The following is a 13,460-nucleotide window of genomic DNA, read 5'->3' on the forward strand; positions in this document are numbered from 1 at the left end:
TGTGCCTTTCAAACAACGATAAAACTTGAGTCGTTACTCGAATATGGAAAATCTCAAAGTCACTTTAGTTCAGTCAGAACTCAACTGGCATGATAAAGCATCAAACTTTATGCTGTTTGATCATTTGCTGGAAAGTAACATCAGCGAAACGGACCTGATCGTACTTCCCGAAATGTTTACTACGGGCTTTACGATGAAAGCTGAAGATTATGCTGAGACGATGGATGGTGATACGGTTTCCTGGCTAAAAGATCAGGCAAAACGTTTTGATTCATGCATTACAGGTAGTGCGATAATCGAAGAAGACGGCAGTTATTACAACCGGTTACTTTGGGTAACTCCTGATGGAAATGCCCAGCATTACGACAAGCGACATCGTTTTTCTCTGGCGGGAGAACAAAACCATTATTCGGCTGGATCTGACCGAAAGGTTTTTGAGTTAAAGGGCTGGAAAATATTCCCTCAAATTTGTTTCGACTTGCGTTTCCCTGTTTTTAGCAGAAATGATTTGGAATACGATTTAGCTTTTTACATAGCTAATTGGCCAGAGCGCAGGTCACATGCATGGCGAACTTTATTGCCGGCAAGAGCGATTGAAAATCAATCTTATGTGATTGGTGTCAACCGGGTTGGAAAAGATGGAAATGACGTTCTGTTTAGGGGAGATTCAGGTCTATTTGATCCCCTTGGGAAAATGGTTTCAAAGATTAAACCGCATGAAGAAACAGTTCAAACTTTCCAGCTCAATGCTGAGGAGCTAAAAGAGGTGCGCGAGAAATTCAAGTTTCTCAACGATCGTGATCAGTTTGAAATCAAACTTTGATCTTCAACTGTCCAGTCGAGCTCAACCTCCCAGTTTGCGCGAACATCGGCAGTTTTGGGATAGTAAAAAACGGCCTCGGGTTGTTGCTTTTTAAAGAAGTTGCCGGTATCCCACTTCCCGTTTTTGTTTTTATCCACTATGATTTTGAATTTGTATTTACCCGGTTCTAAAAGTGGGAAAACGATGTTCTCATCTGGCTTTACCACAAGCTTTTTAGCAACATTTTGATTGTCGTCAAGTAGCAGGTAGATGTATTGTCCATTGATCTCCGGAAGGTTTAAGTTGAGCGCGAGCTTACCGTAATCCTCGAATTTCTTGGTTTTTATGTCGATCTCAAGTGTGTCGTGTGAAAGTTCAAAAATATCTTTTATCGATGAATCGAGGATGGATATGGAGTAAGATGTGGCGGGTTTCCAGTCGTACAGCAATGAAAAACTGCTCAGGCTGTCATCCCGGCTCTGACCGAAACGAATAACATCGTTTTTCAAAAGCGAATCCCACGAAAGAGTATCGTTATTCACGCTAAAAACCCAGTTCTTTTTATCAATGGATTGAATCGGGTGGTCACAGTAAAACCAGAGTGTATCAAAATAACTGAACTGGCCGAGGTCGTAACTGTTTTTGAGCCTGAATTTTACTGAGGATTCCTTCGATTTTTTGTCTATGAATTTTTCTTTTGGTTTTAGGACTACCTCAGCCGTGTCTAAAACGGTATCGGTCAGAACCTGAAACAGGATGGTGTCGTGATTTGCGTAATCAGGGAACCACATCGTGAGGCTGTCTTTTGAGTCGTTCCATCGAGAGATGTAGTTAACAGGCTTTCCAAGTGGCTTGAGCGTGATATTCTCAGCAGATTTTTGAAATTTCAAAAAGGCCTGTCCGTAATGGATGCCTCCTGTTTTGAGAAGTCGTTGAGCGGTGTCTTGCTCAGTGAATGATTTCATTTCAAGGTTGACAGAATCGCCAGGGGTGACAACAGCTTCAAGATAGGCGAATTGTTCAGCAAAGGGATCGTATTCATAGTCCTGGTCTTTATCGCCTACAGCATAAATCTTAAAGGGCTTTTTGGGTAAATACGGAATGGTGAAGTTACCGCTTTGGTCTGTTTTCCCGATGTAATCGGGACGTGATTTGAGTACAGCCGTGTCGTGGTGATTGAGGTAGAGGTATAGAGGAACATCTTTTTGAGGCTCCAGTGTCCAGGCATCTTTGAGCTGGCCGCTTATCGAGAGTGAGTCGAGGACAGGACCTGTAGAAAAAACAAAAAGGTTACTGTCTAAAGGATTATTTTCATTTAAATCGACAATGGCTTTGCCAAAGTTGAAGTTGTAGGTTGTGTTGGGTTTGAGTGTGTCTTTAATGGAAATAATGACGGATTTTCCCTTGATTATGTGTTCCAGTGGATATTTAAGTGGTGGTGAAACGATGACGTTTTGTGTAAGGCTTTTCACCTGAATAAACTCGTCAAATGTGAGGGCGATCTTATCTCCCTTGAAGTTAGTGGAAAAATTACGCGGACTACTCTCCTCAATTTTTGGTGGAGTTGTGTCTTTTTCTCCGCCAGTTAGTGGCATTTGCTGGGCACAGCTCCACACGAGTAAAACTGATAGCACGAGTAGAACTGCATATGTTTTAACCGAGTGCTTCACGTAATTCGTTGAGTAGTTTTTCTAAATATTGAGAATCAGTTTCGTCAAATGAGTTGAGCTGGTCACTGTCAATGTCGAGCACTCCGGCTATTTGGTTCTGACCGTTATAAAAAGGTAAAACAATTTCACTTTTTGATTGAGCGCTACATGCAATGTGACCGGGAAACTGTTCAACATCCGGAATCAACATTGTTTTATTTTTACTCCAGGCTGTTCCGCAAACACCTTTGCCTTTAGAAATTCTGGTGCAGGCAACAGGGCCCTGAAATGGCCCCAAAACGAGTTGGTCATTTTCTACCAGGTAAAAACCAATCCAAAAGAAATTAAAAACCTCTTTCAGAGCCGCACAAACATTCGCCATATTCGCGATGCGGTTTGTTTCACCGTCAACTAAAGCTTTTACTTGCGGAATTAGCTGCTCGTACTTTTCCTCTTTTTTGAGGTTGTTGACTACCGAAATCGATTCTGCCATGCGTGCAAATATAGCAAGATTGAATGCGCTACTTGCGTGCGTGAGCAATTGTGAAAATATTTAACTCCACATTTTTTGCCTGAAGGAGTGTTTTGCCTGCTGCTTCAAGTGTTGCGCCTGTTGTCACAACATCATCAATAAGTAATACACGTTTGCCTTCAATATCTTGCGGGCGTTCTAAATTGAATACTGATTTTACATTCAGCCAGCGGTTGAACTTCGATTTTTTTGTTTGAGAGGCGGTATCATCAGTTTTGGTCAGAGCCACTTCATTTACCTTTGCATTGAGCGGCTCAGCGATTCCCTGGGCTATATAAGTGCATTGGTTGTAACCTCTCTTTTTGCGTTTTTTTGGATGCATGGGAATGGGTATAACCACATCTACTCCTGAAAATCTCTTTGAATTTGCGAGTTGATAACCGGCAATTTTACCAAGGTCAACACCAACCTGAGTCCGGTCCTTGTATTTGAGCTGGTGCATCATATTTTGAATGAGCCCGCGTTTATAAAAGTATGCAAGGCAGCTCGCAGCCTCAACCGGAACCCTACCCCAAAAGATCTTTTCAATCATATTGTAAGGGTCATCGTGAAAATGAGTAAAAGGGAGTTTGGTTTTACAGTGTAAACAAATTGTATTTTCGTGTTTTAGAAGCGGGCGTGAACAGCCTGAACACACATTAGGGTAAATAAGTGAAACAAAGTCGTCAAGCATAATGGCGATTTAAAGCATAAAGTTAATAAAAGTCATGGAAAACAAAGAAGGTAACAAAGACAGTAAAAAAAACAATTCGAGTATTTCCATATTGATTACACTGTTAGTCTTTGCTCTTTTGGGAGCCGGATATTTGTTTTATTCCAACATGCAGCTCAAGGATCAACTGGCAAATTGTTCTTCGATGAAACAAGATGTACAGCAAGAGAGAGATCGTGTTGTGGGGAATCTCGAAAATATGTTGGTGAAGTACGATTCGCTGGATACGGATAATGATTCAATCAAGACTCAACTCGAGGAAGAAAAAGCAAGAGTGAAAGAACTCATTACACAGGCTAAAAACAATGAATGGACGATTTACAAGTTGCGCAAGGAAGCTTCTACACTCCGCGATATAATGAAGGGTTATGTGAAAACAATCGACTCTTTGAATACTGAAAACATTGAGTTGAGAGCCAAAAACGCTGAAGTTTCACAGAAACTCACAGAGACTGAGAAACGAAATGAGAATCTCGAAACAGAGAAAACCGAACTCCAGGAAAAAGTGAAAATTGGTGCAAAGCTCAACGCTTTAAACATGGTTTCTTTTGCTCAGCGTAGCAACATCATGGGTACGATGAAAGAGACGAGCAGAGCGGGGCGTGCTGAAAAAATCAAAACGTGCTTCACGCTTGAGAAAAACGATATTGCCAAAGAAGGCGAACGAAATGTTTATGTTAGAATTATCAGTCCAAACGGACAGGTGTTAGCTGAACGCACTGATGAATCAAATATGTTTGAATTCGATGATACAAAAGGGCTTTACACTGTCAAAAAGATCGTTTACTACGAAAACCGTGAGCTCGATGTTTGCATGTTTTGGGATGTCAAAGACGAACTCGATGAAGGTATTTACACGATCGAAGCTTATGCTGATAAAATGAAAATCGGCTCTACGACATTTGAGTTGAAATAGAGTTTAGCTGGTATATCTCAAAAACTCATTTCTGAGAGTGTCATTCTTTTTGAAGTCACCACTAAAGTGAGATGTAACCGTTGAGCAGTTTTTATCTTCAATCCCTCTCATGCTCACGCACATGTGGTGTGCGTCAATTACGACAGCCACATCATCAGTTTTGAGAATGTTTTTGAGCGCCTCTGCAATTTGCTCGGTCAGCCTCTCTTGAACTTGAGGTCGTTTTGAATAATAACGAACTATGCGATTGATTTTTGACAAACCAATCACATGACCACTTGAAATGTAAGCCACATGTGCTTTTCCGGTAATCGGGACAAAGTGGTGTTCACAATGAGAGTTTACGGTGATGTTCTTTTCAACTAACATTTCACCGTATTTGTATTTATTTTCAAAAAGCTTGATGAGAGGCTTGTTTTCCGGGTTCAGACCTTCAAAAATCTCTTTGATATACATCTTAGCTACGCGATGAGGAGTGCCTTTGAGACTGTCGTCATTCAGGTCCATTCCCATCGTTTTCATGATCTCGGTGAAGTGGTGTTCTATTTTTTGAATTTTCTCCTCATCTGTAAGATCAAAAGCATCACTTCTCAACGGAGTTTCTTTTGACGTACTCACATGCTCGTCACCAATACTCTCAATTTCCTCTTTCTCGTGTCCGTTCTTAGTCTCCGCAGTATTCAACAAAGTTTCTTGGAGTTTCATAAAGTGTAACTTTTAACGCGAGCTCACTTTTGAGTTTATCGCGAAGTTTATTCCAAATCACAACAGCAATATTCTCAGCTGTTGGATTTAGATCTTTGAATTCTTTTGTATCGAGGTTGAGGTTTTTGTGGTCAAATGGCTCCTCTACCTCTTCTTTAATCAGGTTTTTCAGCTCTTTGATATCGATTACGTAACCCGTTTCTTTATCAATTTCACCTGTTACCGAAACAACCAACTCATAATTATGACCGTGATAATTGGGATTGTTGCACTTCCCAAAAACCTCTTCATTTCGGTCAGATCCCCACTCAGGGTTATGCAACCTGTGAGCTGCGTTGAAGTGAGCTTTTCTGTTTACGGTAACTTTCACTGAATTAAACTTTTATTTTTTCAAGATGCCTGTAAACCTTATCAATAGCCATTTTAAACCATTCAGTATAAGATTCAGGCTCTTTATTAACGTTCATCAACAAAGATTGTTGATCAACCCATTTATAATTCTCAACCTCATCGGGGTTAATCTTTGGCGTGCCGTTGAATCTACCTAAAAATACATGATCGTATTCGTGTTCACTCAAACCTTTATCGAGTTCAGCTTTGTAAGCAAATTCAAACGCTTTTTCAATTTCACAGTCAAATCCCATTTCTTCCATTAGCCTGCGGTGAGCAGCTTCATCATTTGTTTCTCCCTTCCTCGGGTGACTACAGCATGCATTTGTCCACAAACCTCCAGAGTGATATTTGTGCTTTGCTCTTTGATGGATGAGCATCTCTCCTTTATCGTTGAATACAAATACGGAAAATGCCCTGTGGAGAAGACCTTTTTCGTGGGCCTCCATTTTTTCCATCAATCCAATTTCTTCGTCCTTTTCATTGACGAGAATTACTCTTTCTTCACTCAAAGCTCGATATGCATTAGCGTTATGCGGGAAAAATCCCATTGCAAAAGAAACAAATTCGCATGAATTTAAAGAAGGTTGAAACTGTGCAGAACGTAAGACCTCAATAGCAGTACTATTTTTTTACTGTTTTGGATTCTAACGCGCTTGTACAGGATAGTGTTAGTTGGGGTATTTTGTATTTTCTTGAGCAACGAATAAAAATACACGTAAGCTACATATACACCAAAACTCGATGATTTAGGAAGCTTTTTAATTCCCTCAAAACCAATTTGAAAATCTTTTTTAATGTCTTCCTCTATCTCTCTCTTACACTCCTCATTGAATTCTTTCATTTCAACACCAGGGAAGTAAACTCTCCCCATTTCACAATAGTCTTCGTGTAAATCGCGCAGGAAATTGATTTTTTGAAATGCAGAGCCCAATTTCATTGCATAAGGTTTTAGCTCATCGTAAAGAGCCTTGTCATTATTGACAAAAACCTTCAAACACATCAATCCAACCACCTCAGCTGATCCAAGGATATACTCTTCGTACTTATCTTTTGAATATTGCTTTTTGTGCAAATCCATCTCCATACTCTTGAGGAAAGTGTCGATAAGCTCCAGGTCGATATCATAGGATCTGACCGTGTGCTGGAATGAATTGAGAATGGGGTTGAGTGAAATGCCCTCATCAATAGCCTGATGGGTGTCAGCCTTAAATTTGACTAGCAAGTCGTTTTTGTTGTACTCATGAAAAGTATCAACGATTTCATCAGCAAAGCGAACAAATCCGTAAATTGAATAAATAGGGTCGCGAAAGTCTTTGTTCAAAAACAAGATGCCGAGTGAAAAAGAAGTACTGTACTTTTTAGTCACCATTCGCGAACTCCTAATACTGATTTCGTCAAATAAGGCTTTCATAATTTATTGTTTTAGGCTCTTAGCAACTTCTTTAGCTACAACTTGTCCCGAAATTAGCGATGGAGGAACACCGGGCCCGGGAACTGTTAGCTGACCTGTGAAGAGCAGGTTTTTCAATTTCTTACTATGCATAGAAGGCTTCAAAATTGCAGTTTGCTTAAGGGTGTTAGCTAAACCATAAGCATTACCCTTAAAGGCGTGGTAATCGTTTTTGAAATCCTTGTGTGCATAGCTTTTTTTGTAAACAACAGACTCATCAATTTTTTGTTTTGTGAGCTTTTCTAATCTATCCATTACAATTTTGTAATAACGCTCTCTCATTTCCTCGGTATCTTCAAGGTCTGGCGCTGTTGGGATTAATATAAACAAATTTTCTTTCCCTTTGGGAGCTACAGTTTCATCAGTTATGCTGGGAGCACACACATAAAAAAGTGGTTTTGATGGCCATTTAGGATCATCATAGATTTCCTGAGCGTGAACGGTAAAATCTTCATCAAAGAACAAGTTGTGGTGATTGAGGTTTTTTAGTTTTTTGTCAACGCCTATGTAGAAAAGCAATGAAGAAGGAGCCATTGTTCTTTTGTCCCAATAATCTTCAGAGTAATTTCGGTATTTTTTATCGACTAATTTTTGTTCTATGTGATGGTAATCACCGGCACCAACAAACGCATCAGCATCATAACGGTCAGAGCCTGATATAGCAGAAGTAATAGTTCCATTGTTGTATTCAAACCGATCGATCTCAACACCTGTTTCAATTTTGACACCTTGTTCCCGGGCAATTTTTTCCATCGCCTCAACTATTTTGTGCATTCCGCCTTTTGGATACCAGGTTCCAAGTTTTAAATCTGCATAATTCATTAGGCTGTAAAGAGCCGGTGTGTTTTGTGGCTTTGCTCCCAGGAAAAGCACAGGAAATTCGAGAAGCTCAATGAGTTTTGGGTTTTTGAAAAGCTTTCTGATTTCACTACTTATGCTCTTAAATAGATCCATTTTGAATACTCCTGAGACTATTCGCCAATCAAAGAACTCAGTAAGTGATTTGCTGGGTTTGTAAACGAGGTCGTTGATGCCTACCTGGTATTTGTATTCGGCCTGATCGAGGAATTTTTTAAGGTTCTGACCACTACCTTGTTCTATCGATTCAAATAGATCTACAAGTTCATCAAAGTTGGCGGGAATATCCACGTGATCGTTTTCGCCAAAATGAACTTTATATGCCGGGTCTAGCCTTTGGAGATCATACAAATCACTGGTTGTGTACCCGAATTTATTATAGAAATTTTCAAAGACATCAGGCATCCAGTACCAACTTGGACCCATGTCAAATGTGAAGCCTGCTGCTTTAAACTGTCGTGCACGACCACCAACAGATTCGTTTTTTTCAAGGATGGTTACATCGTAGCCATCTTTCGCTAAGCAGGCTGCTGAGGAGAGTCCGGCAAAACCGGCTCCTATAACAATTACTTTTTTATTCAATGCTTATCGGTAATCTTTTAGTACTTCCATTAATTTTTTTCTGGCTAAAAAGATACGACTTTTTACAGTTCCTATTGGTAAACCGAGCTCATCAGCTATTTCTTTGTACTTGTAACCGAGGTAATGCATTTCAAAAGGAACGCGGTACTCATCTTCAAGAGCACTTACCTTCTTTCTGATTTCCTTGTATGCGTAAGTTGTTTCAGGAGCATTTTTATCACTTTTAGGTGCTGCGTTTAAGTAATAAAGATCTTCTGTTTTGTCAATAATCGTGTTGGCTTTGACAGCTCTTCTGTAGTTGTTGATAAAAGTGTTTTTCATTATGGTATATGCCCAGGCCTTGAGATTCGTTCTCTCTTTGAACTTGTCTTTGTAGGCAATAGCTTTTACCATTGTTTCCTGAAGTAGGTCGTTGGCATCTTCTTGATTTGAAGTTAGTTGAAGAGCAAAATAGTTCAGTGGCCTCCTTAGTGATAGGAGTTCTTTATTGAAATTGTACTTAGCCATAATCTATGTGTTTAATAATTTTTTCAAAAGTTTAAACAAATCTAGGGAAAATTATTTGTTATTACATGCTTTTGTTTAATTAAAAACAAAAAAGGTTGAACAAAAATAATAATAACACTCATAACCTTTAATTATGGTGAGCTGCCAAAGCAATAATTTACTTGATTAATTCGAGGAGCTTATCAATTGAATTGAGTATTGTGAGGTTGGCCGGGATCTCAGTTTTTTCAAGCATTTCGGGGCGAGTACCAAGCCATATTTTTTTAGTTGAAAAGTCTTTGTGAAGACGCTCAATATATGAGCCGGCATCTTTTGGTTGAATACTAGTCACAAAAAAAGTGAGTAAAATATCAGGATTTGTAATTTTTCCAACTTGAAGTAAATCCTGATAAGGAACGTTTTGGCCTAAATAGTATGTTTTGTAGCCTTCTTTGCGAATGAAATACTGGGCAACAAGAAGTCCGAGCTCATGAAGTTCATCTTCAGGGAGGAAAAGCATGACTTTCTCTACTTTGTCAGGTTTTGTGGGGAGTCTGTCTATTTCAACGATAACCTTTTGCCTGATGAGGCTAGAGATAAAATGCTCTTGAGCGGGGTTTATTTCATTGATTCCCCACATAATACCAACCTTTTCTAAAAATGGATAAATGATTTTAGAAAGTGTTTGGTGAAAACCGATCTCGGTCAGAGCCGAGATATAGATATTGTTAAATCTCGACTCATCGAGCTCGATCATTGAAACAGTTAAGCCATTCACTCTGTGCTCGTTTGCCAAATTTTGAGCCTGTGACTCTTCAACTAAATGCTTTTCGATTTCGCGGTTCAGCTCGTCTTTAGTCATGTGGCTGATACGGGATATTTTAAATCCCAAACCCACTAAAATCGACACATTTAAGATGAACTTTAGTTGATCATCATCGTAAAATCTGATATTTGTATCGGTGCGTTGAGGTTCCAGTAAACCGTATCGCTTCTCCCATATTCGAATGGTGTGAGCCTTTACGCCTGATAATTTTTCCAGATCTTTGATTGAGTAACGTGACAAAACGTATAGTTTAGGTTGTTTAAAATTTGAGGGCACAAACTTAAACAACGGTATTGATTGGAAATGGTTCTGACCAAAATAAAACATGAACAGGACAGAAAAAATAAAGCGAACACTTGAAAACCTGCCTCAAAAGCCGGGAGTTTACCAGTTTTTTGATGCTAATGGAAAGATTATTTATGTGGGAAAAGCCAAGAAACTAAAAAACAGAGTTTCATCTTATTTCAATAAAAATCGATACGATAGCGGGAAAACGCTTCTCCTGGTTAAGAAAATTGATGCTGTTGATTACATCGTTGTGGATACGGAATACGATGCTCTTTTACTGGAAAACTCCCTTATTAAAAAGCATCAACCACGCTACAATATTCAATTGCGTGACGATAAAACATATCCGTTCATTTGTATTAAGAATGAACCATTTCCACGAGTTTTTGCTACCCGAAACGTCATCAAAGACGGATCTGAATATTATGGCCCTTATGCATCGGTGAGGATGATGCGTACTATTTTAGATCTCATCCACCGCATGTATAAAACACGAACATGTTCTCTAAATCTCACAGAAGACAATATCAAGGCTGGCAAGTTTCGTATTTGCTTAGAATACCATATAGGAAATTGTCTTGGCCCCTGTGAAAACAAACAGAGTGAAGAGCATTACAACGAAAGCATTTCTCACATCAGGCAAATCATCAAGGGAGATATTAAAAATGTGATAGGCCATCTGGAAGATCAGATGGAGGAGCACGCTCAAAACCTGGAATTTGAACTGGCTCAGGAAACGAAAAAGCGAATTGAAATCTTAGAAAAATACCAGTCTCGCTCCACCGTTGTGAATCCCAGAATCCACAATGTTGATGTTTTCTCCATTATCTCTGACGGAGATTTTGGTTATGTTAATTTCATGAAGATCAATAGCGGTGCTATTATTCAGAGTCATACTGTAGAGGTGAAACGCAAACTTGATGAGTCGCCAGCCGAAATGTTGGAGTTAACTATCGGTTCAATGCGGGAGCGGTTTAAAAGTACATCGCGAGATATTTATGTTTCAGAGCCGCTTGAGCTCGAAATTCCCAATGTTCAGATCCATGTTCCGCAACGTGGGGATAAAAAGAAGCTCGTTGATTTGAGCAAAAAGAATGCCCGGTATTACATGAAAGACAGGCACAAGCAAATTGAACGAGTTGATCCTGACAGGCATGTAAAACGACTGATGGCGCAAATGAAAAAAGATTTGCGCATGACTGAAGAGCCACGACACATCGAGTGTTTTGATAACTCCAATTTTCAGGGTTCTTTCCCCGTATCGGCATGTGTGGTTTTCAAAGACGGCAAACCCAGTAAAAGAGACTACAGGCATTTCAATATCAAAACAGTTGAGGGCCCAAATGATTTTGCCTCTATGGAAGAAGCTGTTTACAGGCGTTACAGGCGGTTGTTAGATGAAGGTCAAAAGTTGCCGCAACTGATCGTGATTGACGGAGGAAAGGGACAGCTGAGCGCATCAGTTAAAGCGTTGAGGCGGCTTGGGATTGAAAAGAAGTTGACCATTGTGGGCATTGCCAAAAAACTCGAAGAAATTTTCTTCCCCGGAGATTCTATTCCTATTTATCTCGATAAGCGATCAGAGACATTAAAGGTGATTCAGCATCTCAGAAATGAGGCTCACCGTTTTGGCATAACGTTTCACAGGAATAAACGCAGCAAAGCTGCCATCGGATCTGAACTTGAAAAAATAAAAGGGGTTGGTAATAAAACAGCTCAGGACTTACTCCGTGAATTTAAGTCGGTTAAGCAGGTTAGGAAGGCTTCTTTGGCTCAACTCCAATTCGTAATTGGTGAGAGTAAAGGGAAGGTTGTTTACGACTACTTCAACGCTAAAAACTGATTTTGGGTGAACTCCATGTAAATGAAATGATGAGTTTACCACCTGAATTAAGAGGCTCTTCAAAGCTGCCTCCCTGCTTAGTAGCTAATCTATGGGCAATTGAAAGCTGAGGGATTTTTTTCCCGTTGTCAAGTGTGCGCACTCTTGTGAGGTTGTTTGGTGTATTGACTTTTTTTGAGGGAACTTCAATGATAAAACGCAATAACTCTGTTTCAATCAGGCTACATCTTATTTTAATTGGACCAGGTTCACGGTGCTCGTATTCAATCAAAATGAAATGAATGATATTCGTAAAACAGGTATAAAACTGAACAGTTGAGATTTGCGCTGTAGGCAATTCATCTAACACTTCAAATGAATCAGTTTCGAGTTTATTCTCTTCAAGTATTTCACCGATAATGGTAGCGAGGTAAATATTTTCGAGTTCAGTCTCAAAAGGCTCCAGATCGAGGTTTTTGAGTTTTTTTAAAGTGTTTTTCAGTTGTTCAACCCTCGATGAAAAAGTCAAAATTGCTTTTCCTTTTTCGCCCCCCATTTTGGCCTCTTTAACTTTTTCTGAGAGCGCACTTACAACTGGGTTCAACACCTGAATGACACCATTAACATAAATGGAAGTTTCCAATCTAGATCTCGATAGCTCTTCATTTTGCTCACTCATGCTATTGTAAATATTCGTCAGTTTTTGATCCAGAAAACGAACCCGTTTTTCAGTATGATCATGAGCTTGTTTTTCATCTTTCAGCTCAGTTTTGAGGTGAGTTAGTTCATCCTGCACTGTTCTCAACCTATCTGTACGTGTGCTCAACATTCTAGAGATCCAAACAAGTACAACAATGAGCATCCCCAACATTAAAATAAAAGAGACAGTTAGCAGGTTCCACAGAGAGTTGTGCATTCTCTCACTTTCCTTTTCAAGGATAGATTCCAATTCATTTTGTTTGGCTAAAATCAATGATTTTTCACTCTTAATTTGATCGAGTGCAATCTTTTGGTCAGATCCTGATAGCTTTCCGTTGGTCAGAACCTGAATTGCACTTTCCACAAGTTGTAGGTTAGTCGTGAGCGTATCGAGGTTGGTGATATAACGCTTTTTATTTTGCTTCTCTGAAATGAATGAGATATTCGTTGTGTCAACCGACAACCGGTCTGGCACAGAAGTTAAATTCTGATTATTGATAAACTGCCTGGCCAGGTGCTTAATTTTAGCAGAATCGGAATAGTTGAGATTAGTAAATGGATCAAGTGAGTTTTGATAGTGCTCAAGAGAGTGGATGTTTTCAATTTGCCTGTCAAGCGACTCATGGTTCTCCTGGAATGCTTTGAGCTCAGTCATGACATGCCAAAAGATAAAGCCTAACGCTATAAAAGTAGCGGCTATTAAAAGTGTCTCGGTTTTAACGATTGTTCTTTTCATAAAT

14 protein-coding genes are annotated in these 13,460 nt (G+C 39.5%); 3 read left to right on the forward strand and 11 right to left on the reverse strand.

Features of this window, described 5'->3' with window-relative positions; translation table 11 throughout:
* The first annotated feature begins 25 nt into the window (after positions 1-25).
* Positions 26-823, forward strand: a complete 798-nt coding sequence (locus RI557_RS02085) for an amidohydrolase (RefSeq protein ID WP_310681754.1) — start codon at positions 26-28, stop codon at positions 821-823.
* Here RI557_RS02085 and RI557_RS02090 read toward each other — a convergent pair.
* From RI557_RS02090 to RI557_RS02100, 3 genes are read right to left on the reverse strand one after another with little or no spacing between them, the layout of a single operon-like run.
* Positions 802-2,472 carry an Ig-like domain-containing protein gene (locus RI557_RS02090; RefSeq protein WP_310681757.1) on the reverse strand — a complete coding sequence of 557 codons (1,671 nt, stop codon included), beginning with the start codon at positions 2,470-2,472 and terminating at the stop codon, positions 802-804. The genes RI557_RS02085 and RI557_RS02090 overlap by 22 nt on opposite strands.
* Entirely contained in the window at positions 2,456-2,944 is a 489-nt protein-coding gene (locus RI557_RS02095; RefSeq protein ID WP_310681759.1) for a GAF domain-containing protein, read from the reverse strand. Before RI557_RS02095 ends, RI557_RS02090 begins: the two co-directional genes overlap by 17 nt.
* Positions 2,945-2,972: 28 nt before the next feature.
* Positions 2,973-3,656 carry a ComF family protein gene (locus RI557_RS02100; RefSeq protein ID WP_310681761.1) on the reverse strand — a complete coding sequence of 228 codons (684 nt, stop codon included), beginning with the start codon at positions 3,654-3,656 and terminating at the stop codon, positions 2,973-2,975.
* 34 nt (positions 3,657-3,690) lie between these two features.
* Here RI557_RS02100 and RI557_RS02105 point away from each other — a divergent pair, with 34 nt between their 5' ends.
* Positions 3,691-4,611 carry a hypothetical protein gene (locus RI557_RS02105; protein ID WP_310666974.1) on the forward strand — a complete coding sequence of 307 codons (921 nt, stop codon included), beginning with the start codon at positions 3,691-3,693 and terminating at the stop codon, positions 4,609-4,611.
* 3 nt (positions 4,612-4,614) lie between these two features.
* Here the strand turns inward: RI557_RS02105 and folE are convergent, their stop codons facing one another.
* The 7 genes from folE to RI557_RS02140 all read right to left on the reverse strand — a co-directional run bounded on the left by folE (position 4,615) and on the right by RI557_RS02140 (position 10,151).
* Complete coding sequence (folE, locus tag RI557_RS02110) at positions 4,615-5,316, reverse strand: GTP cyclohydrolase I FolE (RefSeq protein ID WP_310666975.1); 702 nt, start codon at positions 5,314-5,316, stop codon at positions 4,615-4,617.
* Positions 5,276-5,686, reverse strand: coding sequence for a 6-carboxytetrahydropterin synthase (locus tag RI557_RS02115; RefSeq protein ID WP_310666976.1), 411 nt, complete (start codon positions 5,684-5,686; stop codon positions 5,276-5,278). The genes folE and RI557_RS02115 overlap by 41 nt, the downstream gene beginning before the upstream one ends.
* A gap of 4 nt (positions 5,687-5,690) precedes the next feature.
* Entirely contained in the window at positions 5,691-6,218 is a 528-nt protein-coding gene (gene idi / locus RI557_RS02120; protein WP_310666977.1) for an isopentenyl-diphosphate Delta-isomerase, read from the reverse strand.
* A 65-nt stretch (positions 6,219-6,283) separates the two neighbouring features.
* Positions 6,284-7,120: a phytoene/squalene synthase family protein gene (locus RI557_RS02125; protein ID WP_310666978.1), complete on the reverse strand. Its 837-nt coding sequence runs from the start codon at positions 7,118-7,120 to the stop codon at positions 6,284-6,286.
* A gap of 3 nt (positions 7,121-7,123) precedes the next feature.
* The gene (locus RI557_RS02130) at positions 7,124-8,599 is read right to left on the reverse strand and encodes a phytoene desaturase family protein (protein ID WP_310666979.1); all 1,476 of its coding nucleotides are present in this window, start codon (positions 8,597-8,599) and stop codon (positions 7,124-7,126) included.
* A gap of 3 nt (positions 8,600-8,602) precedes the next feature.
* Positions 8,603-9,106: a sigma-70 family RNA polymerase sigma factor gene (locus RI557_RS02135; protein ID WP_310666980.1), complete on the reverse strand. Its 504-nt coding sequence runs from the start codon at positions 9,104-9,106 to the stop codon at positions 8,603-8,605.
* 157 nt (positions 9,107-9,263) lie between these two features.
* The gene (locus tag RI557_RS02140) at positions 9,264-10,151 is read right to left on the reverse strand and encodes a MerR family transcriptional regulator (protein WP_310666981.1); all 888 of its coding nucleotides are present in this window, start codon (positions 10,149-10,151) and stop codon (positions 9,264-9,266) included.
* An 85-nt stretch (positions 10,152-10,236) separates the two neighbouring features.
* Between RI557_RS02140 and uvrC the strand changes: the two genes are divergently transcribed.
* A complete protein-coding gene (gene uvrC / locus RI557_RS02145) occupies positions 10,237-12,042 on the forward strand; it encodes an excinuclease ABC subunit UvrC (protein ID WP_310666982.1) in 1,806 nt (601 codons plus the stop codon).
* Here the strand turns inward: uvrC and RI557_RS02150 are convergent.
* Positions 12,032-13,456, reverse strand: a complete 1,425-nt coding sequence (locus RI557_RS02150) for a hypothetical protein (RefSeq protein WP_310681763.1) — start codon at positions 13,454-13,456, stop codon at positions 12,032-12,034. The two genes, uvrC and RI557_RS02150, sit on opposite strands and share 11 nt — an antisense overlap.
* Positions 13,457-13,460: the final 4 nt, after the last annotated feature.

It is taken from the genome of Salibacter sp., from assembly GCF_031581065.1.
GTDB lineage: Bacteria > Bacteroidota > Bacteroidia > Flavobacteriales_G > Salibacteraceae > Salibacter.